This window comes from Curtobacterium sp. L1-20, from assembly GCF_048755855.1.
Lineage (GTDB): Bacteria > Actinomycetota > Actinomycetes > Actinomycetales > Microbacteriaceae > Curtobacterium.
Map to the genome: position 1 here is coordinate 845,661 of NZ_CP151473.1, position 23,554 is coordinate 869,214.

Annotated in this window: 27 protein-coding genes; 19 read left to right on the plus strand and 8 right to left on the minus strand. The window is 73.2% G+C overall.

Features of this window, described 5'->3' with window-relative positions; all coding sequences use genetic code 11:
• The first annotated feature begins 83 nt into the window (after positions 1–83).
• Together AAEP86_RS05535 and AAEP86_RS05540 are read left to right on the plus strand one after the other, a co-directional pair.
• Positions 84–1,622, plus strand: a complete 1,539-nt coding sequence (locus AAEP86_RS05535) for an LCP family protein (protein ID WP_420369540.1) — start codon at positions 84–86, stop codon at positions 1,620–1,622.
• Between the two features lie 48 nt (positions 1,623–1,670).
• A complete protein-coding gene (locus AAEP86_RS05540; protein ID WP_420369541.1) occupies positions 1,671–2,453 on the plus strand; it encodes an endonuclease/exonuclease/phosphatase family protein in 783 nt (260 codons plus the stop codon).
• Between the two features lie 27 nt (positions 2,454–2,480).
• Here the strand turns inward: AAEP86_RS05540 and AAEP86_RS05545 are convergent, their stop codons facing one another.
• Positions 2,481–3,230 carry a hypothetical protein gene (locus AAEP86_RS05545; RefSeq protein ID WP_420369542.1) on the minus strand — a complete coding sequence of 250 codons (750 nt, stop codon included), beginning with the start codon at positions 3,228–3,230 and terminating at the stop codon, positions 2,481–2,483.
• A 168-nt stretch (positions 3,231–3,398) separates the two neighbouring features.
• Here AAEP86_RS05545 and AAEP86_RS05550 point away from each other — a divergent pair, with 168 nt between their 5' ends.
• On the plus strand, positions 3,399–4,310 hold the full coding sequence (locus AAEP86_RS05550; RefSeq protein WP_420369543.1) for an SDR family oxidoreductase: 912 nt from the start codon (positions 3,399–3,401) through the stop codon (positions 4,308–4,310).
• An 85-nt stretch (positions 4,311–4,395) separates the two neighbouring features.
• Here AAEP86_RS05550 and AAEP86_RS05555 read toward each other — a convergent pair whose 3' ends face one another.
• Positions 4,396–4,713 carry a hypothetical protein gene (locus tag AAEP86_RS05555; RefSeq protein WP_420369544.1) on the minus strand — a complete coding sequence of 106 codons (318 nt, stop codon included), beginning with the start codon at positions 4,711–4,713 and terminating at the stop codon, positions 4,396–4,398.
• 170 nt (positions 4,714–4,883) lie between these two features.
• Here AAEP86_RS05555 and AAEP86_RS05560 point away from each other — a divergent pair, with 170 nt between their 5' ends.
• Complete coding sequence (locus AAEP86_RS05560) at positions 4,884–5,558, plus strand: TetR/AcrR family transcriptional regulator (RefSeq protein ID WP_420369545.1); 675 nt, start codon at positions 4,884–4,886, stop codon at positions 5,556–5,558.
• Between the two features lie 75 nt (positions 5,559–5,633).
• Positions 5,634–5,831, plus strand: a complete 198-nt coding sequence (locus tag AAEP86_RS05565; protein ID WP_420369546.1) for a DUF2795 domain-containing protein — start codon at positions 5,634–5,636, stop codon at positions 5,829–5,831.
• A 160-nt stretch (positions 5,832–5,991) separates the two neighbouring features.
• Here the strand turns inward: AAEP86_RS05565 and AAEP86_RS05570 are convergent, their stop codons facing one another.
• The 3 genes from AAEP86_RS05570 to AAEP86_RS05580 form a co-directional block, all read right to left on the minus strand.
• On the minus strand, positions 5,992–7,500 hold the full coding sequence (locus AAEP86_RS05570; protein ID WP_420369547.1) for a threonine/serine ThrE exporter family protein: 1,509 nt from the start codon (positions 7,498–7,500) through the stop codon (positions 5,992–5,994).
• Between the two features lie 73 nt (positions 7,501–7,573).
• A complete protein-coding gene (locus tag AAEP86_RS05575) occupies positions 7,574–7,822 on the minus strand; it encodes a hypothetical protein (RefSeq protein ID WP_420369548.1) in 249 nt (82 codons plus the stop codon).
• Between the two features lie 76 nt (positions 7,823–7,898).
• Entirely contained in the window at positions 7,899–8,339 is a 441-nt protein-coding gene (locus AAEP86_RS05580; protein ID WP_420369549.1) for an OsmC family peroxiredoxin, read from the minus strand.
• Between the two features lie 123 nt (positions 8,340–8,462).
• Between AAEP86_RS05580 and AAEP86_RS05585 the strand changes: the two genes are divergently transcribed.
• The 3 genes from AAEP86_RS05585 to AAEP86_RS05595 all read left to right on the plus strand — a co-directional run bounded on the left by AAEP86_RS05585 (position 8,463) and on the right by AAEP86_RS05595 (position 10,638).
• Positions 8,463–9,053: a DUF805 domain-containing protein gene (locus AAEP86_RS05585; protein WP_420369550.1), complete on the plus strand. Its 591-nt coding sequence runs from the start codon at positions 8,463–8,465 to the stop codon at positions 9,051–9,053.
• A gap of 40 nt (positions 9,054–9,093) precedes the next feature.
• Complete coding sequence (locus tag AAEP86_RS05590) at positions 9,094–10,140, plus strand: NAD(P)-dependent alcohol dehydrogenase (RefSeq protein ID WP_420369551.1); 1,047 nt, start codon at positions 9,094–9,096, stop codon at positions 10,138–10,140.
• A 90-nt stretch (positions 10,141–10,230) separates the two neighbouring features.
• Positions 10,231–10,638, plus strand: a complete 408-nt coding sequence (locus AAEP86_RS05595) for a hypothetical protein (protein ID WP_420369552.1) — start codon at positions 10,231–10,233, stop codon at positions 10,636–10,638.
• Between the two features lie 41 nt (positions 10,639–10,679).
• Here AAEP86_RS05595 and AAEP86_RS05600 read toward each other — a convergent pair whose 3' ends face one another.
• A complete protein-coding gene (locus AAEP86_RS05600; RefSeq protein ID WP_420369553.1) occupies positions 10,680–12,563 on the minus strand; it encodes a gamma-glutamyltransferase family protein in 1,884 nt (627 codons plus the stop codon).
• Positions 12,564–12,803: 240 nt separating this feature from the next.
• Between AAEP86_RS05600 and AAEP86_RS05605 the strand changes: the two genes are divergently transcribed.
• The 5 genes from AAEP86_RS05605 (at position 12,804) to AAEP86_RS05625 (ending at position 16,879) form a co-directional block, all read left to right on the plus strand.
• A complete protein-coding gene (locus tag AAEP86_RS05605) occupies positions 12,804–13,994 on the plus strand; it encodes a peptidoglycan DD-metalloendopeptidase family protein (protein WP_420369554.1) in 1,191 nt (396 codons plus the stop codon).
• A gap of 118 nt (positions 13,995–14,112) precedes the next feature.
• Positions 14,113–14,568, plus strand: a complete 456-nt coding sequence (locus AAEP86_RS05610; RefSeq protein WP_420369555.1) for an RNA polymerase sigma factor — start codon at positions 14,113–14,115, stop codon at positions 14,566–14,568.
• Positions 14,565–15,407 (plus strand): hypothetical protein, encoded by an 843-nt coding sequence (locus tag AAEP86_RS05615; RefSeq protein ID WP_420369556.1) that lies wholly within the window; start codon positions 14,565–14,567, stop codon positions 15,405–15,407. The genes AAEP86_RS05610 and AAEP86_RS05615 overlap by 4 nt, the downstream gene beginning before the upstream one ends.
• A 36-nt stretch (positions 15,408–15,443) precedes the next feature.
• On the plus strand, positions 15,444–16,247 hold the full coding sequence (locus AAEP86_RS05620; RefSeq protein WP_420369557.1) for a TSUP family transporter: 804 nt from the start codon (positions 15,444–15,446) through the stop codon (positions 16,245–16,247).
• Positions 16,244–16,879 (plus strand): DNA alkylation repair protein, encoded by a 636-nt coding sequence (locus tag AAEP86_RS05625; RefSeq protein ID WP_420369558.1) that lies wholly within the window; start codon positions 16,244–16,246, stop codon positions 16,877–16,879. The genes AAEP86_RS05620 and AAEP86_RS05625 overlap by 4 nt, the downstream gene beginning before the upstream one ends.
• Positions 16,880–16,904: 25 nt before the next feature.
• Here AAEP86_RS05625 and AAEP86_RS05630 read toward each other — a convergent pair whose 3' ends face one another.
• The gene (locus AAEP86_RS05630) at positions 16,905–17,270 is read right to left on the minus strand and encodes a nuclear transport factor 2 family protein (RefSeq protein WP_420369559.1); all 366 of its coding nucleotides are present in this window, start codon (positions 17,268–17,270) and stop codon (positions 16,905–16,907) included.
• Between the two features lie 22 nt (positions 17,271–17,292).
• Here AAEP86_RS05630 and AAEP86_RS05635 point away from each other — a divergent pair, with 22 nt between their 5' ends.
• From AAEP86_RS05635 to AAEP86_RS05655, 5 genes are all read left to right on the plus strand, one after another.
• Entirely contained in the window at positions 17,293–18,180 is an 888-nt protein-coding gene (locus AAEP86_RS05635; protein ID WP_420369560.1) for an aminoglycoside phosphotransferase family protein, read from the plus strand.
• Positions 18,181–18,347: 167 nt separating this feature from the next.
• Positions 18,348–19,541: a zinc-dependent alcohol dehydrogenase gene (locus tag AAEP86_RS05640; RefSeq protein ID WP_420369561.1), complete on the plus strand. Its 1,194-nt coding sequence runs from the start codon at positions 18,348–18,350 to the stop codon at positions 19,539–19,541.
• Positions 19,541–20,599 carry an NAD-dependent epimerase/dehydratase family protein gene (locus AAEP86_RS05645; RefSeq protein WP_420369562.1) on the plus strand — a complete coding sequence of 353 codons (1,059 nt, stop codon included), beginning with the start codon at positions 19,541–19,543 and terminating at the stop codon, positions 20,597–20,599. Before AAEP86_RS05640 ends, AAEP86_RS05645 begins: the two co-directional genes overlap by 1 nt.
• Before the next feature lie 113 nt (positions 20,600–20,712).
• Positions 20,713–21,132 (plus strand): DUF6314 family protein, encoded by a 420-nt coding sequence (locus AAEP86_RS05650; RefSeq protein ID WP_420369563.1) that lies wholly within the window; start codon positions 20,713–20,715, stop codon positions 21,130–21,132.
• Positions 21,133–21,166: 34 nt separating this feature from the next.
• Complete coding sequence (locus tag AAEP86_RS05655; RefSeq protein ID WP_420369564.1) at positions 21,167–21,832, plus strand: pentapeptide repeat-containing protein; 666 nt, start codon at positions 21,167–21,169, stop codon at positions 21,830–21,832.
• Here AAEP86_RS05655 and AAEP86_RS05660 read toward each other — a convergent pair.
• Positions 21,817–22,812, minus strand: coding sequence for an NAD(P)/FAD-dependent oxidoreductase (locus AAEP86_RS05660; protein ID WP_420369565.1), 996 nt, complete (start codon positions 22,810–22,812; stop codon positions 21,817–21,819). The genes AAEP86_RS05655 and AAEP86_RS05660 overlap by 16 nt on opposite strands.
• A 66-nt stretch (positions 22,813–22,878) precedes the next feature.
• Between AAEP86_RS05660 and AAEP86_RS05665 the strand changes: the two genes are divergently transcribed.
• A complete protein-coding gene (locus AAEP86_RS05665) occupies positions 22,879–23,493 on the plus strand; it encodes a helix-turn-helix domain-containing protein (protein WP_420369566.1) in 615 nt (204 codons plus the stop codon).
• Positions 23,494–23,554: the final 61 nt, after the last annotated feature.

Here is a 23,554-nt window from a genome sequence, read left to right on the forward strand (position 1 = left end):
CGACTGGTCGGTGACGGTGGAATCGCGGCGACCTTCCAGGGGTGGTCCATGTCCGTTCCGCGCGCTGCGGTTATGGTTTCCGGGTGAGCAACGAACCCGAGGAGACGACGCGCCGCGCCAGCCGCGGCTTCGTGCCGCCGCGCCACGGCCGCCAGAAGCGAGGCATCGGGGTGGTCTTCCCCGCCGTCGCCGGTGTGCTCACGATGGCACTGCTGCTGAGCGGCGGCTACGCCGCGTACGCCTACGGGCGCCTGTCGAACGGCATCACGAAGATCGACGCCATCAGCGGCGCGAAGTCGAACGGCAAGGACGACGTCGACGGCAAGGCGCAGAACATCCTGCTGGTCGGGGACGACCACCGCCCGGACAACGCGACGCCCGAGCAGATGGCGGAACTGAGCACCCAGTCGGACGGCGGGGCGACGAACACCGACACGATGATCGTCCTGCACATCAACGAGGACGGCTCCCGCGCGACGATGATGTCGTTCCCCCGCGACTCGTACGTCGACATCCCCGGCGTCGGCAAGGGCAAGCTCAACAGCGCCTTCTACTTCGGCACCCTCAACGGCGGTGGTGACACCGGCGGGGCGAAGCTGCTCATCCAGACGATCCAGAACCTCAGTGGCCTGACGATCGACCACTACGTGCGGGTGTCCCTGCTGGGCTTCTACCAGGTCGTCAAGGAGCTCGGACCGGTCGAGGTCTGCCTCAACAATGCGGTGAAGGACAAGGACTCCGGCGTCGACCTGCCCGCCGGCAAGTCCACGCTCGACGCCAAGCAGGCGTTGTCGTTCGTCCGCCAGCGGAAGGGCCTGCCGAACGGCGACCTCGACCGCAACGTCCGCCAGCAGTACTTCCTGTCGCAGGAGGCCCGCAAGGTCCTCTCCGCGGGGACCCTCCTCAACCCGGTGAAGATGGGCAACATCCTCGGCGCGGTCGGCGGGTCGATCCAGACCGACACCGACCTGATCAACCTCGCGAGCCAGATGCGCAACCTGCGTCCGGGCAACATCCAGTCGGCCACGATCCCGACGCTCGGCACGCCGACCATCTACGTCAACGGCTCGGCGCTCTCCATCGTCGAGGTCGACACCGTCGGCCTCCCCGCGTTCGTGCAGGGGCTCGTCGGCCAGCCGGAGGAGTACACGAAGGCGACCGCCGCGCAGCCTGCGGCGACGACCGTCACCGTGCTCAACGGCAGCGGCATCACGGGTGCGGCCGGTGCCGCCGGTCAGGTGCTGACCGCCCGGGGCTTCCAGGTCGGCGCCCCCGGCTCGTCCGAGACCACGAAGGCCACGCAGGTGCAGTACCCGGCCGGCCAGGAGGCCCAGGCCAAGGCCGTGGCCGCGGTCGTCCCCGGCGCCGTCGCGGTGCGCACCACCGCGGTCACCGGTGTCACGCTCGTGCTCGGGACGGACGCGAAGACCGTCACGCCGGTGCCCGCCGCCGGCGGCGCCGCGTCGACGCCGGCGGACGGCTCCGCGGCCGGATCCGGCTCGTCGGCCTCCGGCTCGTCCGGGTCCACGGGATCGAAGCCGTCGGGATCGGCATCCTCCGAGCCGCAGCCGTCGTCGACCGACGTGAAGACCTACGGCAAGGAAGGCGTCTGCATCAACTGACCGCGCGACCAGGGTCACGCTCGGGCGGTGATCGGTACGGTCGGAGTGGTGAGCACCCCAGCCCGGCCCATCACCCTCATGACGTACAACATCAAGAACCCGGACCCGGTGCACGACTGGCCCGCCCGGCTGCCCCTGGTCCTCGACGTCATCCGACGGTTCGACCCGGACCTGCTCTGCGTGCAGGAGGCGTTCGACCACCAGATGGACGACCTCCGCGCCGGCCTGCCGGACCACGCCGACGTCGGGCAGGGGCGCGAGGGAGGCACCGCGGGCGAGCACGCAGCGGTGTTCTTCCGCCGCAGCCGGTTCCGCCCGGTCGACGAGGCCTCCTTCTGGCTCTCGGACACTCCGGACGAGCCCGTGTCGAACACCTGGGACAGCCTGTACCCGCGGATCGCGAACCACGCGCGGTTCCTCGACGTCGAGGGGCCGGACTTCACGCTGTTGACCACCCACCTCGACCACGAGCTGGGCGCGCACGGCGACGAGGTCCGTGCGCGGAGTGCAGCCCTGATCGCCGAGCGCCTGAGCGCGACCGACGGACCGGTGATCGTCGCCGGTGACTGCAACGAGCCGGCCGGTGCGGGCGAGGCCTCCCGCGTGCTGACCGACGCCGGCTTCTCGGACGCGTGGCTCGTCGCCGGTGACCCGGAGGACAAGACGGCGACGTACAACGACTGGCAGCCGCCGGTCTCCTCGGGGGACCGCATCGACTGGGTCTTCACGCGGGGGATCGCGGGTGTCGACCGGGTCGTCATCGGGCACGGTGGCCCCGACACGTGGGCCGCGAGCGACCACTTCCCGGTGGTGGCGACCCTGCGGGTCTGACCCCGCCGGGCGTCGGGCGGTCGGTGCTCAGCAGGTGCGCTGCGCGTGCACCGGCATCGGCGACCCGAGCACCACCACCGTGGTGTCGTCGGTCAGGGCGGAGACGCCGTTCGTGCCGCGATCGGCATCGGCGTCGTCGGCGTCGCTCCGCGGGTCGTCGGTCCGGTCCCAGCCCTCGGCGAGCAGGAGCTGCCACGCCGCCGTTTCGTCCGAGCCGTACGACACGCGCTCGGACTTCGGGGCGTCGGCGATCTCGTCGTGGATGTCGTCGCCGACCTGCACGCCGTCGGGGCCGCTCAGCTCGACGCGGTCGCCGTTGCGGGTCCGGACCTCGTCACGCAGCACGCGGATCTCGACGGCGTTGCCGGCGGACGCGGGCGTCGCCAGGGCGGCCACCCGGACGGCGCCACCCCAGGTGTAGGTGGTCCCGGCGGGGAAGCACGCGCCCCCGTCGCCCTCGGCCGTCTGCGTGCGGGACGGCGTGCCCAGTAGGCGGTTGAGCAGCGAGACCGTGGAGACCGCGTCGCGCATCGATGCCTCGACCACGCGCTTCGAGCCGTCGCGGAAGACCAGGGACTCGGCGTCGAGCTCGATCGCGTCGACGCGCTTGAGCTTGGCGTTCCCGACGTGCACGGGCTGGTCACGGACCGTGGTGCCGGTGGTCTCGGCGGCGGCCGCCGCATCGATCGTCGCACCGGGGACGCCGCCCACGACGAGCGAACCGGCCGAGAAGGCCAGCACGGCAGCGGTCGACGCCATCACGGTCCGGAAGGTCACCAGTCGACGGTACGACCTCGCGGCTGACCAAGCGACACGTGTTACCGAATCGGAGCCTGGTCGTCACCGGACCGTGACATTCGGCGGCGTCGGGACGGGGGGAGGACCGAACGCCGGGGGACAGTCCCCTGGGCGGGACCGGGAGGGCGGGTGCGTAGCGTCGGCGACATGACGGACCAGCAGATCGACCAGTACACCATGCAGGACCCGACGAAGCTCTACGCCGACAAGAAGCCGGACGAGCAGTACCTCGAGGGTGCCGGCACCGACGAGGAGATGGCGAAGAACGTCCCCGCCGACCACGGCGAGGACACCTACCGCGGCTCCGGTCGACTCGAGGGCCGCAAGGCGCTCGTCACCGGCGGCGACTCGGGCATCGGCGCGGCGGTCGCGATCGCGTACGCCCGCGAGGGCGCGGACGTCGCCATCTCGTACCTGCCGGAGGAGCAGGAGGACGCCGACCGCATCGTCGGGCTCATCGAGGCCGCCGGTCGCAAGGCCGTCGCCCTGCCCGGCGACATCACCTCGCTCGCGTTCTGCGAGCAGCTCGTCGCGGACGCCGTGGAGCAGCTCGGCGGGCTCGACATCCTCGTGAACAACGCCGGCAAGCAGCAGAACGTCGACGACATCACGAAGATCTCGGACGAGGAGTTCGACGAGACCTTCAAGACGAACGCCTACGCCACCTTCCGCATCACGAAGGCGGCGGTCCCGCACCTGCAGCCGGGCTCGACGATCATCAACACGACGTCGATCCAGGCCTACGCACCGTCCCCGCACCTCGTGCACTACGCGGCCACCAAGGCGACCGTGAACAACCTGGCCAAGGGCCTGGCGGCGCAGCTCGCGCCGAAGGGCATCCGCGTGAACGCCGTCGCACCGGGTCCGATCTGGACCCCGCTGCAGCCGGCCGGTGGCCAGCCGCCGGAGGCCTTGCCGTCCGCTGGCGAGCAGACGTACCTCGGTCGCTGGGGACAGCCGGCGGAGCTCGCTCCGGCCTTCGTGTTCCTGGCCAGCGGCGAGTCGTCCTACGTCGTGGGGGAGACCCTGCACGTCGACGGCGGCATGCCGACGCCGTAGTCACGACCGGTCGACAGCAGAGGAGGACGGTGCCGGTCGGCACCGTCCTCCTCTGCGCGGGCCGGACGACACCCGCGCGGTCGCGTCAGCAGGTGACGGACCGGGCCATCCGTCCGAGGAGTTCCCGGGCGGAGAGCGCCGCGGCCAGCTCGACCTCGACGGGGTTGATCCCGATCGCCCGCTCGAAGGCGCGGCGGCGGGCCTGTTCGGCGATCGGGACCTCGGGACGCTGCGGGAGCACGGCGACGGCGCGGGCGGCGGCGTCGAACGCCCCGACCGGCCGGCCGAGCTGCTCCCACATCGTCCGGACGTCGTGGGCGACCTGCTCCGGGTCGCCGCCGAACTCGAACCCGGCCGAGGCCATCGTCGCCAGTCCCTGTGCGGTGGGGTCGTTCGGGGTCATCCCGGCATCGTCACACGGATCGCCGCGAATGCGCTGCGAGGACGCGCTTGTCCCCCGACATGCTGACACCCGTACCGGGGATTCTGGTGACCCCCGTTCGTGCGTTTGGATGGTCGTGCCCCGCTGGCGGGGTGACGCGGACAGGACGTCCGGGACCGACGGAGGGCACGATGCTCGAACACACCAGTGCGGACACGCAGGCGGCAGCCGCTGCGGCCGCCACCCTGCACCTGCGGATCACGATCGTCGGTGCCACCGTCGACCTGCTGCGGGACGTCCCGTTCCACGAAGCGCACCCCGACCACGTGGCCGAGCGCATCGGCATCCCCGTCGAGGAGCTCCGGCAGCACTTCCCGTCGTGGGACGGTCTCGTGCTCGCCGCCCTCGACCGCTGGAACGGCACCCGGATGGACGAGGTCACGCGCGAGGTGGGCGACGGGTCCACCGTGCAGCTCCTCCGCGCCATCGTCGCGTCGAACGCCGAGGACCCCGCCCTCATGCGACTGCTGGTGGCACTGCTGTCGGTCGCCGGGAACCCGCAGCACCCGATGGCGACGTACCTGCGGTCGCGCTACCAGCTGTTCTACGCGCAGATCAAGCGCGGTCTGGAGCACGACGTCGCGGTCGGTCGCGCCCCGCACACCATGGACCCGCGCCGCGGAGCCGAGCAGCTCATCGCCCTGTACGAGGGGCTGCAGCTGCAGGCGATGCTCCGGTCCGACCTCGACCTCGTCCCCGCGTTCGACCGCGCGGTGGCCCGGCTCGAGCGCGGCTGGATGGAGCGGTACGAGCCGCAGGCAGCACGTCGGCTCTCGACGTGGAACGACGGCGGCTGGGAGCTCTGAGCCGCTTCCCGCACTCGCCGAACGGGTCCCGGGGCGCCACCGGGTAGTCAGGAGTCCTCGACGGAAGGAACCGACATGGCAGGAACGCCGAACCCGATCCAGATCCAGAAGTACCTGAGCGGCATCGACTACCCCGCGTCGAAGGACGACATCGTCTCGAAGGCGAAGGGCGAGGGTGCCGACGACGACGTGCTCGAGGCGCTCGGGAACATCCCGGACGGCGACTACGACGCGCCGACGGCCGTGTCGAAGGCGATCTCCGACGCGAACTGACGCAGACCGAGCACCAGCTCGACCTGCGTGCGGGCCCGGCGACCGACCGCTCGTCCTCCGGGGCGGGGTCGGTCGCCGGGCCCGTCCTCGTGTGCCGACCCTGTATCCCAGGCCGTCCGGCAGCGTCCGCGCCCGGTCCGGTCCGCCCATCAGCGATCCCTCAGCGGGGGCGCGGGCCCCGCGGGCTCGATCCGTTGCCCGGGTCGTAGCCGGAGTCGCGGATGACCGGGATCGCGGTCGTGTCGTTGTGCACCGAGTGGACGACCACCCGCCGCGACCGGCGCAGCGCCCGCCGAGCACCCGGCGTCGCGACGAGCCCGCCGAGCACGAGGCCCGCACCGATGCCGAGCGCCACCGAGACGGCCGCGACGAAGTCGAGCGCGGCGCTGGACGACCCCGACATGAAGGTGAGCAGGGCGTTCGACACCGCGACACCCGGCAGCAGCGCACCGCAGAACGCCGGGACCGCGATCGCCGCGACGGCCGTGCGCATCCGGGCGGCGGCGATCGTGGACAGGACGCCGAGCAGCACCGACGCCACGAACGTCGCACCGAGGAGCGGGAACCCGAGTTCGCGCAGCCCGCGGAGGGCGGCGCCGGCGGCCACCGAGAACACCACGGCGACCGGGATCACCCGTGCGCTCGCCTGCTGCACGAAGCAGTTCGCCGCCGCCGACACCACCGTGAGCGCGAGTGACGCCCAGAGCGGCAGGATCGGCAGGACGATGCCGGAGGGGTCGACCTCGATGTGCAGCCACCCCGTCACCGCGATGCCGGCCGGCACCCCGACAACGATCGCCGCGATGACGAGCCCGATGTAGAACGCCCGGGCGACGGCCATGGCCCGGAAGCCCGAGATCGCGTCCTGCGCCCAGGTGACGAGCGAGGGGTGCGGGAGCAGCAGGACGACGAGCGCTGCCACCATCGTCGCGGCCTGGCCCGGGTGCAGCAGGTCGGCACGGATCGCGAGCGTCCCGATCGCCGAGGCAGCGGCACCCTGCGCGCCGGACACGAAGAACTGCGGGAAGCCCCGACCCGTCAGCCACCGGCCGGACACGATGATCCCGAGCATGAGCACGAAGGCGCCGAGACCCGCGCGCCAGCCGCCACCGGCCTGCATCGCGATCGAGATGCCGAGGATCGACAGGCCGACGTCGGCCAGCCAGGTCGGCCACCGCGGCGGCAAGCGGAGGACGGCGACGAGCGCGCTCACCGCCGAGGTCATGTCGCGTTCGTCGTGGACGAGGTCGTCGACGATCTGGTTGGCCCGCGCCAGTCGGTCGAGGTCGGAGCCGTCGGACTGCACGGTCCGCACCTTGACCAGCGGCGGGTGGTCGGCCGGCGCGTACTGGATCGTCACCGAGCTGCCCGAGAAGTCGAGGTCGAGCGGCGCGAGGTTCCACTTGGTGGACACGGCGACGACGGCGGTCTCCACGCTGCGGGTGTCCGCTCCGGAGGCGAGCATCACCTCGGCGAGGTCGAGGCAGAAGTCGACGATCTGCACCGGCGAGTACTGCTCGCGGGGTCGGACGTCGGGGGTGACGTCCTCGTAGATCGTGCCGCGGAGCCGGGCGCGGGCGTCGCGGATGTCGTGCTGGGCGAGGTTGCGCACGCGGGGCCGGGGTGGTCGCCCCGGTCGCGGCGCACCGGGGAGGAACTGCTCGGCCATCCGACCATGGTGCCAGCCGCTCCCGCCCGAGTCCGGACGTCGGCTGGACGCGCTCGGTGGTCCTGCCGTGCGGTCAGCGGCGCCGCACCGAGACGCGTCCGAGTGCGAAGGCGGTGGCGACCGCGCCCACCAGGACGAGCACCTGGCCGGTGCGTTCCTGCCACGTGTGCGCGGTCGGCAGCATCGCCGTGTGGCTCGAGGGGAAGTACGCGAAGTACCCGAACGTCTGGCGCGGCGTGATGACGAGGACGATGACCCCGGCGACCAGCAGGACCACGCCGGCCAGCAGCAGGCGGTTGGTCCAGGTCCGGAACAGGCGCATGCGCCGACGGTACCGACGCAGACGGGAGGCGCGGTGCCAGCCGGCACCGCGCCTCCCGTCCGTACCGGGGTCGCGACTACTGCTCGAACGTCGCCTTGAGCTCGATGTCGACGCCGGTGAGGGCCTTCGAGACCGGGCAGGTCGCCTTCGCCTCGTCGGCGGCCTTGAGGAAGGCCGCCTCGTCGATGCCGGACACCTCGCCGTGCACGGTGAGGACGATGCCGGTGAGCTTGAAGCCGCCGGCGCTGTCCGGGCCGAGCGAGACGTCTGCCTTGACGTCGAGCGCCTCGACGGTGCCGCCGGCCTCGCCGAGGACGGCCGAGAACTGCATGGCGTAGCAGGCGGAGTGCGCGGCGGCGATGAGCTCCTCGGGGCTGGTGGTGCCGCCGGCGTCGTCGGCCGCGCGCTTCGGGAACGAGACGTCGTAGGTGCCGACCTTCGAGCTGGAGAGTTCGACCTGGCCGGAGCCGTCGTTGAGGCCGCCGTTCCAGGCGGTACGTGCGGTGCGCGTGGGCATGGCCGCTCCTTTCGTGGGGGGGACCGGTCCCGAGCGGGACCGTCGCAACCGAGTCAAGCGGAGAACGGCCGTTCTCGCAACCGGCTCACGGCGAAGACGCAGGTCTGCCCTACGATCGGGCGCATGGGGGACAGGGACGACTTCGGCGCGCGTGTGCTCGACCAGGGGCCGGTCGACGCGGTGGGCCCGCTGGTGGCATGGGCGCGGTTCTGGACGCAGGGGTGGCGGTTCCACGGCCGCGCGAGTCGGGCCGAGTTCTGGTGGGTGATCGTGCTCGAGGCCGCGCTCGCCGGGCTGGCGCTCTGGATCGTCGGCGTGCACGGCACCGGCGGTCGGTGGGAGTTCTATCTCGACCCCTTCGGCGCCGTCGCGTCGCCGAAGGTCTCGTTTTACCTGCTGGACCGTGGCGCGGGCTCCTGGTGGGGGTGGGGGACCGGAGGGCGCGACGTCCGACCGGACCCGTGGGACGCGCTCGTCCTCGCCGTGGTCATCGGCACGATCCTGCCGCGGTGGTCGCTGCTCGTGCGTCGGCTGCACGACCGCGACCACAGCGGGGCGTGGATCCTCCTGCTGGTCTTCACCGGTCCGATCGGGTGGTTCGTCGTCATGGCGATGGTCGCTCGGGGGCCTCGTCCGGGTGGTGCGCGCTTCGACCGGGGGATGTTCGCGGGGCGCCGACCACCGACCGAATTTGGACGACACATGTCGGCCTGAACGACGGGTGTAGCCTGCATGCGGATCAAAGGAGCAACCCATGCGTGCCGTCGTGTTCGAGCAGTACCAGACCTTCCCGTCGCTGACGGAGGTGCCGAAGCCCGTACCCGGGCCGGGGGAGGTGCTCCTCAAGGTCGCCGGGGCGGGCGCGTGCCACTCCGACGTCGCCGTGTACCGCGAGTTCCAGGCCGGCCAGCCGGGAGCCCAGGCGCCCGCCTTCGTCCTCGGCCACGAGAACTCCGGCTGGGTCGAGGAGCTGGGCGACGGCGTCACGGGCTTCACGGAGGGCGACGCGTACCTCGTCTACGGCCCGGTCGGCTGCGGACACTGCTCGTACTGCTCGAAGGGGCAGGACACCTACTGCGAGAACGCCGACACCAACCCGTACGCGGGCATCGGCCTCGGTCGTGACGGCGGCATGGCCGAGTACGTCACCGTCCCGGCCCGGAACCTCGTGCCCCTCGGCGACGCCGACCCGATCGCCGCCGCACCGCTCAGCGACGCCGCGCTCACGCCGTACCACGCGGTCAAGAACGCCCTGCCGAACCTGGCCGGCGGCGGCAGGTTCGCCCTGGTCGTCGGGCTCGGTGGACTCGGGCAGATCGCCGTGCAGATCCTCACGGCGCTGACCGGTGCGACCGTCATCGCCACGGACGTGAAGCAGGACGCGATGGACCGTGCGGCCGCCCGTGGCGCGATCACCGTGCCGAGTGGTCCGGACCAGGCCGCCGCGATCCGCGAGATCACCGGCGGTCGCGGGGTCGACGCCGCGTTCGACTTCGTCGGGGCCACGCCCACCATCAGGGTCGCCCAGGCGTCGATGGCGATCGGTGGACGGTTCACCGTCGTCGGGATCGCGGGCGGCACCACCGAGTGGAACTTCTTCGCGACGCCGTACGAATCGACGATCACGAACACCTACTGGGGCACCATCGAGGACCTGCACGAGGTCGTCGCGATGTACCGCGCAGGGCAGATCGTGCCGGACGTCGAGCGGTACGCGCTGGACGACGCGCTCGAGGCGTACCGGAAGCTCGAGGCCGGCGAACTCTCGGGCCGCGCGGTGGTCGTGCCCTCGGGCGTCTGAGGAGCAGTTCGGTAACGGTCCTCGCCGACGCGCTCCGCGCTGCGTATCGTGGTGGCACGGCGCGAGGGGCGCGCGGGTGGGGAGTGGACCATGGCGAAGGCACGCGAGTTCCAGCAGGCAGGACAGCGGGACGTCCGCCGGGCAGAGCAGCCGCGCCGCGACCCCAACTGCACCGAGGCCGTCGGGCGACCGCGCGCGGGCAGTGACAGCGGCACCGGCATGACGATGGGGATCCCCTACGACGCGCCGGAACGCGGCAGGGTCGTCGCCGCCGAGCCGGTGACGCGCGTGGGGCTCGTGTGGCGGATCGTCGCCTCGCTCGTGCTCGTCGCGGCCGGGGTCAACGCCGTCGTGCGCTCCGTCCCGCTCTGGCAGACCGCCAACGTCGACCAGGCGAGCGGGGCCTGGGTCGGTGCGCTCGCGCTGATCGTCCTTGCCGGACTCTTCTTCGCGTACCCGGTCGTGAACCTCGTGCGCTGGGTCCGGGCGAAGCGGTAGTCCCGCCTCGTGCGGTGGGCCCGGGCCGTCCGGCGCCGCCGTCAGCGACCGGCAGCGTAGCCCTGCGCTCCGCGCGGGTTCGCTGCGGCACCGAGCACGCCGGTCGCCGGGTCGCGGGTCACGCACGTCAACCGGCCGAGCGACCAGTCGCCGGCACGGGTGACGACGTGCCCACGTGCCTCGAGCCCGGCGATGACGTCGTCGCCCAGGCGGTCCTCGACCACGAGGCCGGCGGGCTCCCACGTCCGCGGCCAGAACGACCCCGGGAACGCGGTGGTGTGCAGGGCCGGGGCGTCGATCGCCTGCTGTGGCGAGTACCCGCCGACGATCCACCGCAGCAGGAAGAGCAGCTGCCACTGGTCCTGCTGGTCCCCGCCGGGTGAGCCGAGCGCCGCGACCGGCTCGCCGTCGCGCAGCACCAGCGTGGGCGTCAGCGTCGTCCGCGGGCGTTCGCCCGGTCGGAGCGTCGACGCGGTGCCCTCCTCGAGCCAGGTCATCTGCAGCCGGGTGCCCAGGCAGAACCCGAGTTCCGGGACGGTCGGCGACGACTGCAGCCAGCCGCCCGAGGGGGTCGCGCTGACGATGTTGCCCCAGCGGTCGACCACGTCGATGTGGACCGTGTCACCGCGGGTCTCGCCGTCCGGCGCGACGAACGGCTCGCCGCGGTCCTCGACGGGCGTGGTCGGCGGCACCTCGGTGGTACGGGCGACCTGCACGGTCGGTTCACCGACACCCTGCCCGCCGACGGCGCCGCTCGCCTCGGCCTCGGCCTGCGTGCGGACCGGCGGCAGCGCGTGCATCACGCCGTCGACGGCGCCGGGACGGAGCTCGGTGGACGCCCGGTCTCCGATCAGTGCGCGGCGCTCGTCGGTGTACGCGTCGGAGAGCAGGACGTCGAGGGGGACCGTACCGTCGCCGTAGAACGCCTCGCGGTCGGCGAGCGCGAGCTTCTGTGCCTCGACGACGGTGTGGGCGCCGACCTCGGTGGACGGGTCGAGCAGTGCGTCGTTGAGCGGTTCGAGCAGCCGGAGGGTCTGCAGCAGCGCGGGGCCCTGCCCCCACGGGCCGGTCTTCGCGATCGTGCACCCGCGGAACTCGGCCGTCGTCGCCGGCTCGTACGACGCGCGGAAGGCCGCCAGGTCGGAGGCGCGGATCACCCCGGCGTGGTCCGTGCCGGACGAGTGCCGGTGCGGCTCACGGACGAATCGGTCGATCGCACCGGCGACGAGACCGTCCGCCCACTCGGACCGGGCCGCGTCGATGCGGGCGGTCCGGCTGCCAGCGCCGTCGCCCGCGGTGACGAGCCGGTCGAGGACGGACGCGAGTGCCTCGTTGCGCACCAGGTCCCCGGGGACCGGCACCGCGCCTCCCGGCAGCCACTGCGCCGCCGAGGTGGGCCAGTGGTCACGGAACAGGTCCGCGACGGCGGTGATCGTCCGCACCACCGCGGGCGCGACCGGGTGCCCGTCGCGGGCGTAGCCGATCGCCGGGGCGAGCACGTCGGCGAGCTCCCACGTGCCGTGGTCGCGGAGCAGCAGGAGCCACGCGTCGACCGCTCCCGGGACCGCCGCGGCGAGGGCACCGGACCCGGGCACCAGGTCGAGCCCCTCGGCGCGGTAGTGCTCCACCGTCGCCCCGGCGGGAGCGGGACCCTGACCGACGAGGACCGTCGGCGTGGGGTCCTCCGCCGTCGCGAACACCGCGGTGAGGTCGCCACCTGGGCCGTTGAGGTGCGGCTCGACGACGTGCAGCACGAACGCGCCCGCCACGGCGGCGTCGAAGGCGTTCCCGCCCCGCTCGAGCACGGACTGCGCGGTGGCGGTGGCGATCCAGTGTGTCGCCGCGGCCATCCCGAAGGTCCCGCGGAGGTCCGGGCGCGTGGTGTGGGACGTGGGCGGGACGAAGGCGGCGTTCGGCGTCGGCATGCCTCCATCTTGCGCGCATCACCGGGTCCGTTCCGGGCACGGACGGCTCGACCGGCACCACGGGACACGCCGACTTGCCCCCGGAACTGGGGTTCACCGGACCCCGCCGAGGGGTTGTGCCACCTCCCTGAAAAGGTGACCATCGTTCGGCGGCGCGTATCGGGCGTGTCGCAGAACGGTCGCGCAGGGGCGTGGCCGCCACCTCGGACCGCCTCCCTCCGGTCCTGTCCCAGGGAAATCATGCGCAGCTCCTCCACGTCCACGGCACGCCCTCGTCCGGTCCGCGCGCGACTGGTCGCCGGCGTCGTCGCACTCGCCGCCGTCGCCGCGGGACTCGTCGGCACCGCCGCACCCGCATCCGCCGCTCCGATCGTCTACACCGGCACCGTCGCGGCCGGGAAGACGCTCTGGCCCGGCGACTCGGTCACCTCGAACAACGGCCAGTTCCAGCTCGTCATGCAGGGTGACGGCAACCTCGTCGAGTACGGCATCGGCCGCACGGTTCTCTGGTCGTCGAACACCTCCGGCCGGCCCGGTGCGTTCGCCCAGGTCCGCGCCAACGGCACGCTCGCCATCGTGTACAACAACGTCCGCGTCGCGCTCTGGGGCGGCCCCGGCCAGGTCGGTCGCAACTTCGGCGTCCGGCCCGACGGCACGATGCGGATGATCAACACCGCGAACCACAGCGTCGTTGAGTTCCCGACGTACCAGGCCAGCGTCAGCGCGGGCAACGTCCTGCTGCCCGGCACCGTCCTGCGGTCCGACCGCACCAACTCGCGGACGCTGACCATGCGCGCCGACGGGGTCCTCGTGCAGGTCGTCGACGGCAAGCAGATCTGGGCCTCGAAGACCGCCGGCAACAAGAACGCCTACGCCGCGGTGCAGACCGACGGCAACCTCGTCGTGTACAGCGCGGCGAAGAAGGCGCTCTGGTCGACCGCGACGAGCCGGGCGGGCGGCGGTCAGCTGATGGTCCAGGTCGACGGCAACGTCGTGCTCTACGGCAAGGCCGACACTCGCGTCTGGTCCACCCGCGCCGTCACCGGCCTGCTGTGGCCGGTCGCGAGCACCAAGATCACCGGTCGCTACGGCGACGACCGCGGCGCCGGGCACGTCCCGCGCTACCACCAGGGCACGGACTCGCCGGCACCGGTCGGCACGCCCGTCTACGCCTCGGGCGCCGGCACGGTCACGAGCACCGTCGCCAACAATGCGTCCTACGGCAACTACGTCGTCGTGACCTACGGCATGACGACGGTGCTCACCGCGCACCTCAGCAAGATCGAGGTCAAGACGGGGCAGATCGTGACCAAGGGCAACGAGATCGCGCGCTCGGGGAACACCGGCCAGTCGACCGGCCCGCACGTGCACGTCGAGGTCCGGCAGGGCGGCACGCTCGTCGACCCCCTGAAGGTGCTGCACTTCCGCTGAGCCGGTCCGGCCGCCGCGGTGGCAGTCCTCGGCTGCGGTCGACGCCGGACGACAGGAAGTCCTCCGCTCGGTGTCAGGATCGTCGTCGGCACGACATTGCCAGGGTGGAGGGAGTGCCGTGACCGACGACGACTCGGTCCTCGTGCGCCGGATGGTGCGTGGGGACACGACTGCACTGGCGACCGCGTTCGAGCGGTTCGCGCCGGTGCTGACGCGCTACGCATGGGCGGTCACCGCGACCCCGGAGGACGTCGAGCACGTCGTCCAGGAGGCCTTCCTGTCGCTGTGGAAGCACGCCGACGGGCTCGTCCTGCCGACCGGTTCGCTGCTCCCGTGGCTGCTCGCGGTCTGCCGGTCGTACGCCGGGCCGCGCGGCGCGGACGTCGCCGGCGGGGAACCGCTGCGGTGGGTGCACGACGACCTGCTCCCGCTCCCTGCCACCGATCGTCGGCTCGTCGAGCTCTGCCTCGTCGAGGGCCGCACGTGGACCGAGGCCGCGGAGTCGCTCGGCCTCCGGCCCGGAGGGCGCGCGCCTCGTCGAGGCCCCCGCGCGACGAAGGAGGTGCAGCGATGAACTCCGAGCCCCCGATCGGAGACGACCTGCAGCGCATGCTCGTCACGATGAAGCAGAACGTGCTGGAGCGCGCCGCACCGCGGAGGCGCCGTACGCGCCGGACCGGCATCGTGCTCACCGTCATCGCCCTGCTCGCCGTCGGCACCGCCGGTGGTGGTGTGGCCCTCGGCCTGATCCCGACTGCCCCGAGCCCGGCACCGGAGCCGACCGCCAGCGCCACGAGTGCGCCGAGCCGTACCGTCACCCCGTCGTCGGCGCCTGTCGTGGACGACCCCACGCCGATCCCCACACCGACCCTGACCGCACCACCGTACGCGGCGGCGGACTGGTCCACGTGGACGGTCTCCGCTGACGGCGTGGGCCCGGCGACCCTCGGCAGCCCCGCCGGTGCCGACGACGCAGCCCTCCGCGCGGGCTTCACCCCCGCGGCGGCGCTGGTCGACGACACCGGCACCGTGATCTACCCGTACGGGTGCCCGAACACCGACGCCCGGATCTGGGAGGGGACCGGAGGTGCACGCGTGGTCGAGCTCACCACCGGCGGCACGGTCGGCACGGTCATCATCGAGCTGCAGGGGCAGGACGGCGCTCCGGCCCGGCAGCTGGGGCCGACGACGGGCGAAGGTGTCGGCCTCGGCAGCACCCTCGACGAACTCCGGGCCGCCTACCCGGGACTCGCGCAGACGCGTCAGGGTGCCGTCGGTGGCACGCTCGACACCACGTGGGCCATCGCGTCCGGTGACCGGTACATCGTCTTCCAGGTGGCCGACGGGGTCGAGCGGGTGTCGCGGGTGACCGTCAGCAGCACGAGCGAGCCGGTGATCGACTACTGCTCGTGAGCGGTCGCCGCGGCACACCCGGCTAGCCTGGACGGGATGGAAGAGCGTCGCGGACAGGGCATCGTGCTGGTGGCGATCGGCGTCGTCGCGGGGCTCCTCTCCGGTCTGTTCGGTGTCGGGGGCGGCGTGGTCGTCGTCCCCGCCCTGATGGCGTTCGCACACCTCGACCAGCGGCGGGCGTCGGCGACGTCCCTCGTGGCGATCGCCCCCGCGGCGGTCGTCGGCGCGGTCACCTACGCGGTGCAGGGCGAGGTGCACTGGCTCGCGGCACTCACGCTCGCGGTCGGCAGCGTCACCGGCGCCCCGATCGGCGCGCGGCTCCTGCGCGCACTGCCGCTGCGGGTCCTGCCGTGGATCTTCGTCGGCTTCATCGCGGTCGTCCTCGTCTCGCTCGTGACGACGGTGCCGACCCGCGGCGGCGAGGTGCACTTCGGCGTCGTCGAGGCGCTCGTCCTGCTGCTGCTCGGTCTGCTGTCGGGCGTGCTGTCCGGGCTCGTCGGCGTGGGCGGCGGGGTCGTCATCGTGCCGGGGCTCGAGGTCGTGCTCGGCGCGGGCGACCTGCTCGCCAAGGGCACGTCGCTCCTCACGATGGTGCCGACGTCGGTGTCCGGCACCGTCGCCAACCTCCGTCGACGTGCCGTGGACCTCCGTGCCGGACTGACCGTCGGCGTCGCCGCGGCGGTCTGTTCGCCGGCCGGGGCGTGGATCGCGCGGCTCGTCGACCCCCAGGTCGGTACCTGGCTGTTCGCGGGCTTCCTGGTCGCCGTGGCCGTCATCGTCCTGGTCCGCGGGCGACGGCGGGCGCCCCGCGCCGAGGCGGCAGCCGGGGAGGTCGCGTGAGGCGCAGAGCGGGTGCCGACGACGCGGAGGCGGTCCTCGCCGCGTTCGCCCGGACGCCCGGCGACGTGCCGGCTGCGCGTCGCGTCGCCCGGCAGTTCGCCGACCTCGACGAGGGCGAGCGCTCCGCGCTGCTCTGGAGCGAGGACCCCGGTGCCCGGCTCGTCGCCGTCCTGCTGCTCGTGCAGGCGATGCGGGAGCGGCCCGACCCGGAGCTGACCGACGAGTACCTCTCGGCGGCGAAGGCGGAGCGGTTCGACGACACCGTGCTCGTCGACCTGGCCGCCGAGGAGCTCGTCGGGGCGCCGCTCGTCGGCGGGTCGACGGGGCCGCTGTTCGCACTCGTGAAGTCGGACGTGGCGATGGTGCGCCGGATCGCCGTGGTGGCGACCCTGGCGTTCGCGAAGCAGGGCGACGCCGAGGTGCCGCTCGCCATCGCGGGGCGGCTCGTGCGGGAGCGCACCGAGACCGTGCAGTCCGCCGTCGGCTGGGTGCTCCGCGAGACCGGCAAGCGCGCGTCCGAAAGCGCGCTCGTCGCGTTCCTCGAGCAGAGCGGCCGCTTCCTCACGCCGGCAGCGCGACGGACCGCGACCGAGCACCTGCCGCCGGCGGACCGCGACCGGCTGCGCGGCTGACCGGAGCGGGACCCCCGCCCCGGGACTACGCCGGGTCGGACTCCGCCAGCACGGTCGTGAGCGCGACGACGACGCCGTCCCGCACCTCGACCACGTCGACGCCCCGCACCACCGGGGAGCCGACCGGACCGAACCCCCAGGCGAGCACGCCGTGGGTCTCGGAGACGTACCGCCGTCCCTCCTCGACGAACTGCGAACCGGCGGGCGCGGACGCGAGGAGCCCGGCGGCCTTCTGCTCGAGGGCGTCCCACCCGACGACGGTGCCCTCCGGGTCGGTGAACACGACGTCGGACGCGTAGGTGCGCTCGATCGCGCTGCGGCGGGCTGCGGCGTCCGCGTTGCCGAAGACGTCGTGGAGGTTCGCAGTGAGGAGCTCGGTGACGGTGGCCATGCCCGGAGCCTAACCTCGGTGCATGTCCGACGGAGTGCCGACCATCGACGCCGCACTGGTCCGTCGGCTCGTCGCCGGGCGGTTCCCGCAGTGGGCGCACCTGCCGGTGCGGCCGGTCGACCACCAGGGGTGGGACAACCGCACGTTCCGCCTCGGTGACGCGCTGTCCGTCCGCCTGCCGAGCGCCGCCGGCTACGTCGCCGCGGTCGAGAAGGAGCAGGCGGTGCTGCCCTGGCTGGCACGGGGGCTCGGCGTCGCCGTGCCGGAGCCGGTCGGCCTCGGGCGACCGGCGGAGGGGTACCCGTTCCCGTGGTCGGTCCGCCGGTGGATCGACGGGACACCCGCGGCGCTCGCCGTGGGACTGGACACCGTGCGGTTCGCCGCCGACGTCGGCGCCGTGCTCCGCCAGCTCCGGGGCATCCCGCCACAGGACGGTCCGGCGCCGGGTGCGCACTCGTTCCACCGGGGAGCGCACCCCTCCCACTACGCCGATCAGGTCGCCGACGCACTCGCGGTCCTGGGTGGCAGCGTCGACCAGGTGGCGTGCGGACGCGTCTGGGCCGCGGGCACCGCGACGACGTGGCGGCGGCCGGGCGTCTGGTTCCACGGCGACGTCGCCCCCGGCAACCTGCTCGTCGACGCGCAGGGGCGGCTCGGCGCCGTCATCGACTTCGGGACGTGCGGTGTCGGGGACCCGGCGTGCGACCTCGTGCTCGCCTGGACGTCCCTCGAGCCGGACGCGCGCCAGGTCTTCCGCGAGCGCGTCGGGTTCGACGCCGACACGTGGTCGCGCGGCCGCTGCTGGGCGCTGTGGAAGGCGCTCGTCATGCTGGCCGGCAGCGCCGGCCCCGGGGCACGTGCCGACCACGAGCGCGTACTCGCAGCCGTCCTCGACGACCCGGTGGCGTGACCAGCGGCCCGTCGAGCAGAGCGGTCCGGGAGGCGCGCGTCACGTCCGCCACGGAGCGCACCGGGACGGTGGGGCTGGGAACGCACCACGGTGCGGGGGCGTACCGACGAGGGTGAAGCGGGTCGCGCCTCCCGGCCGACCCGAAGCGACCACGAGAGGAACGCGACGTGCGCGCACTGACCTGGCAGGGCACCGAGAAGGTGTCCGTCGAGACCGTCCCCGACCCGACCATCCAGGAGCCGACCGACGCGATCGTGCGGATCACCTCCACGGCGATCTGCGGCTCCGACCTGCACCTGTACCGGGTCCTCGGCCCGTACATCGACAAGGGCGACGTCCTCGGGCACGAGCCGATGGGCGTCGTCGAGGAGGTCGGTTCCGCCGTCACGAACCTCAAGGTCGGCGACCGCGTCGTCGTCCCCTTCAACATCTCCTGCGGGCACTGCTACATGTGCCAGCGGGGCCTGCAGTCGCAGTGCGAGACGACGCAGGTCACGGAGTACGGCAGCGGTGCCGCGCTCTTCGGGTACACGAAGATGTACGGCCAGGTCCCCGGCGGCCAGGCCGAGTACCTGCGGGTGCCGCACGCCGACTACGGCCCCATCGTGATCCCGGACGACGGCACCCCCGACGACCGCTGGCTGTTCATGAGCGACATCCTGCCGACCGCGTGGCAGGCCGTGCAGTACGCCGACGTCCCCGAGGGTGGCACGCTCGCCGTGCTCGGCCTCGGCCCCGTCGGGCAGTTCGCCGCCCGCATCGGCAAGCACCTCGGCTACCGCGTCCTCGCCGTCGAGCCGGAGCAGGTCCGTCGTGACCTCGCCGCGAAGTACGACATCGAGACGTTCGACCTGTCGAAGGACCTGGTGTCCGAGCTCGTCGACCTGACCGACGGCCGCGGCCCGGACGCCGTCGTCGACGGTGTCGGCATGGAGGCGCACGGCAACCCCGTCGCCGGGTTCGCCCAGCGCGCCGCGGGGCTGCTCCCCGACAAGCTCGCCCAGAAGGCGATCGAGACCGCGGGTGTCGACCGGCTCGACGCCGTGCACACGGCGATCGACCTGGTCCGTCGCGGCGGCACGGTGTCGCTCAGCGGTGTCTACGGCGGCATGGCCGACCCGATGCCGATGATGACGCTGTTCGACAAGCAGATCACGATCCGCGAGGGGCAGTGCAACGTCCGCCGCTGGGTCGACGACATCATGCCGCTCGTGTCCGACCCGTCGGACCCGCTCGGCACGCTCGACCTCACCACCCACCGGGTGTCGCTCGAGGACGCTCCGCACATGTACGAGGTCTTCCAGAAGAAGGAGGACGGCTGCATCAAGGTCGTCCTCGACCCGGCACTGGCCGCCGCCTGATGCGGGTCGTCGTCGTCGGCGCGACCGGCAACGTCGGCACGGCGGTCCTCCGTCGGTTGGCGGAGGCCCGCCTGAGCGGGGACGGCCGCGCCGGCGACGAGGACGGACTCGAGGTCGTCGGGGTCGCCCGGCGGCTCCCCGACGCCCGCGTGGCCCCGTACGACGTCGCGTCCTGGCGCGCCGTCGACGTGGGGGGTCGGTCGGCCGTCGAGGACCTCACCGCCGTGTTCGCCGGAGCCGACGCCGTCGTGCACCTCGCGTGGGCGCTCCAGCCGACGCACGACATCCCCGCGCAGCACCGGACGAACGTCACCGGCACGGCGAACGTGCTGGAGGCGGTCGCCCGCGCCGGCGTGCCGCAGGTGGTCGTCGCGTCCTCGGTCGGCACCTACCGCGGCGTCGACGTCGACGGCAAGCGCACCCCGGTCGACGAGACGTGGCCGGCGACGGGCATCCCCACCGCGACCTACTCGATCCACAAGGCCGCGAACGAGGCCGCGATGGACGCGTTCGCCGAACGGCACCCCGACGTCGTCGTGACGCGCCTGCGCCCCGGGCTGATCTTCCAGCGCGGTGCCGCGGCAGAGATCCGCGGGCTCTTCCTCGGGCCGTTCGTGCCGATGTCGATCGTCCGCTGGATCCGGTGGGCGGTCCTGCCGCTGCCGTTGCCGTTCGTCTTCCAGGCCGTGCACGCCGACGACGTCGCGGACGCCTTCTGGCGTGCGGTCGACCGGCGGGCCGGCGGCGCCTTCAACATCGCCGCCGCGCCGGTGCTCAACCCGCCGCGCATGGCGAGGGCCTTCGGCATGCTCGGCGCGGTCCGGGTGCCGCTCCGGCTGATCCGTGGGATCGTCACGCTGACCTGGCGGCTGCGCCTGCAGCCGACCGACGCCGGGTGGGTCGACATCGCTGCGGGCGTGCCGATCATGCGCGTCGACAAGGCGCGGGCCGAGCTCGGGTGGGAGGCGCGGCACACCGCCGAGGAGGCGTTGCGCGAGCTCGTGTCCGGGTTCGCCGACGGCGCCCGCGTCCCGGCATCCGGGCCGCTGCACGGCTGACGGCGCGCAGCTCGGGCGGTGGGTCCGCCGGTGCCGCCCGACCGTCGGCGTCGCCGGTGCGGAGCCGCCGCGCGGGCGCCGGCGCGTCGCCGCCGCGCGGGTAGCCTGGGACGGTGCTGCTGCCGACGGACCTGCTGGGGGCGTGGGACCTCCGCCGCACCGTCGACGACCGGCTCGCCGGGGTCCGGGGACACGTGACGGGGACCACGACGCTGACGGCCGTCGGCCCGGACGAGGTCCGCTGGGACGAGGCGGGGACCATGGTCCTCGACGGCCGGACCACCCCGGTGTCGCGGACCCTCGTCGTCCGGCGGAACGCCGACGGCGGTCCCGACGCGTGGACCGTGCACTTCGCCGACGGTCGGGTGTTCCACGACTGGGTGTGGGGTGCGACCGTCGCCCACGCCTGCTCGCCGGACGACTACCGCGGCACCGTCGACGGCGACGAACGACGGTGGACCGTGCGCTGGCAGGCCCACGGCCCGTCGAAGGACTACCGACTCGACAGCGTGCTGACCCGGCCCCCGGCGTGACGACGAGGTCGGCGGTCACCGGCAGACTGGCCGCATGGCCCGTTCCTCCGGCACCGACGCCCCCCGCATCACCCTGACCGAACCCGCCGACCTCGACGACTGGACGCCCGGCCCCGGCGACGTCCTCACCGGCGACCGCGTCGAGGGCAAGCGCATCGACGTGTTCGACCTCGCCGGGGAGCGCCTGCCCGACCTCGAGATCGAGGAGAGCGTCGTCGGCACGCTCCGGGCGGACGCCGCCGACCTGCGCGGCCTGCGTGTGCGCGACTCGGTCGTCGAGGTGCTCGACGCACCCGTCCTCCGGGCGTCGAGCAGCACCTGGCGCGAGGTCCGGATCGCGGGCGGTCGCGTCGGCTCCGCGGAGCTCTACGACGCGACGTTGAACGGTGTCGAGTTCACCGGCATGAAGCTCGGCTTCGTGAACCTGCGCGGGGCGACGGTGACCGACGTCGTGTTCCGCGACTGCGTCATCGACGAGCTCGACGTCGCCGACGCCCGACTGCTGCGGGTGTCCTTCGACGGCACTCGGATCCGGGCCGTCGAGGGGTCGAACACCCGGATCGACCACGTCGACCTGCGTGGGGCCGACCTCGACCGGGTCGAGCGGCTCGAGGGGATGCGCGGGGCGACGATCGGCGCCGACCAGCTCGTCACGCTCGCCCCGCTCCTGGCGGCCCAGGCCGGCTACCGCGTGGACTGACCGGCCGGGGTCCGCGCGTCCGCCCGCGCCAGTGCGGCCACCAGGTCCGCCTGGACCAGGTCCCCGTGCACGGCGGCGCCCGCGGTGGTCCCGGCGGCCGCCGAGACGATGACCGTCGCCATCGGCGCCGCCACGTTGCCCGCTGCCCAGACACCGGGGACGTCCGTCGCACCCGTCGGGCCGACGGGGAGCGCGCTGCCGATGCGGACGTCGCCCACGGTCTGGTCCGCGGCGACGAGCCCCAGTCCCGCCAGGCCCGTGACCCGCGCCTCGGCCGTGCTCGCTGCCGCCAGCGCGTCCAGCGGCACCGTCGAGCCGTCGGCCAGCACCACGCCCGTCAGCACGTCGCCGTCCGACAGCACCTCGCGCACCGGCCCGCGGACGACGTCGATGCCGTGTGCGCGGAACCCGGCGAGGTCGCGCTCGCCCACGAGTGCGGGATCGGTCACGAACACCGTCACGTGGGCACTCACCGCCCGCCACATCAGTGCCTGGTGGGCGCCGAACGGCGTCGTCACGAGCACGCCGATCCGGCGGTCGCGGACCTCCCACCCGTGGCAGAACGGGCAGTGCACGACGCCGCGACCCCACTGTGCGGCCAGTCCCGGTACGTCCGGCAGGACGTCCCGGGCGCCGGAGGCGACCACGACGCGCCGGGCCGCGACGGTCCCGCCGGAGTCGAGGGTGGCGGTGAAGCCGACCGGGTCGTCGGCCGTGACGGGCCCGGCGGACGCGTCCACGATCCTCCCGGACGCGAACCGGACGCCGTACTGCGCGACCTCGTCGCGACCGATGCGGGCGAGTCCGCGCGGGTCTGTGCCTTCCCGACCCAGGTAGTTGTGGACGCCGGCGGCAGCGCCGTTGCGCGGTTCGCCCGCGTCGACGACGAGGACGGAGCGCCGGGAGCGCCCGAGGACGAGCGCGGCGGAGAGGCCGGCTGCGCCGCCTCCGATGACCAGGACGTCAGTGGTGTCGTACATGCGCTCATCGTGCGGCGACCCGCGCTCCCTGGCAACGTTCCTTGCCGGTCTGGCAACATGGACACCGTGACACACGACCGGGAGGGACGGATCACCGCGCGGACGACGGCGCAGGTGGTGGACGCGGTCGGCCCGCGTCTCCGCGCGCTGCGTCTGCACCGACAGGTCACGCTCGCCGGGCTCGCGGCGGAGACCGGGATCTCGGTGTCGACCCTGTCCCGCCTCGAATCGGGCCAGCGCAAGCCGACGCTCGAACTCCTGCTGCCCCTGGCGCGGGCGCACCAGGTGCCGCTCGACGACCTGGTGGGAGCGCCACCGACCGGCGATCCTCGCGTGCACCTGAAGGCGGAGCGGCACGGCGAGCGGGTCGTCATCCCCCTCACGAAGCGCACCGGAGGCGTCCGGTCCTTCAAGCAGCTCATCCCGCCGGGATCGCCGGGCGGTGAGCCGACCCTGCAGACGCACGAGGGCTACGAGTGGCTCTACGTCCTGTCCGGTCGGCTCCGCTTGGTGCTCGGCGAGCACGACCTCGACCTCGGGCCCGGCGAGGTCGCGGAGTTCGACACCCGCACCCCGCACTGGGTCGGCAATGTGACCGACCAGGTCACCGAGGTGCTGTGCCTGTACGGGCCGCAGGGCGAGCGGGCCCACGTCCGGTCGCGTCCCGCCGCGCGGTCCTGAGGCACCCCGCTCGCGTCGGGGCGTGCCCCGTGCGGTCGCAACCGGCCGCCGTTCCGGCGCC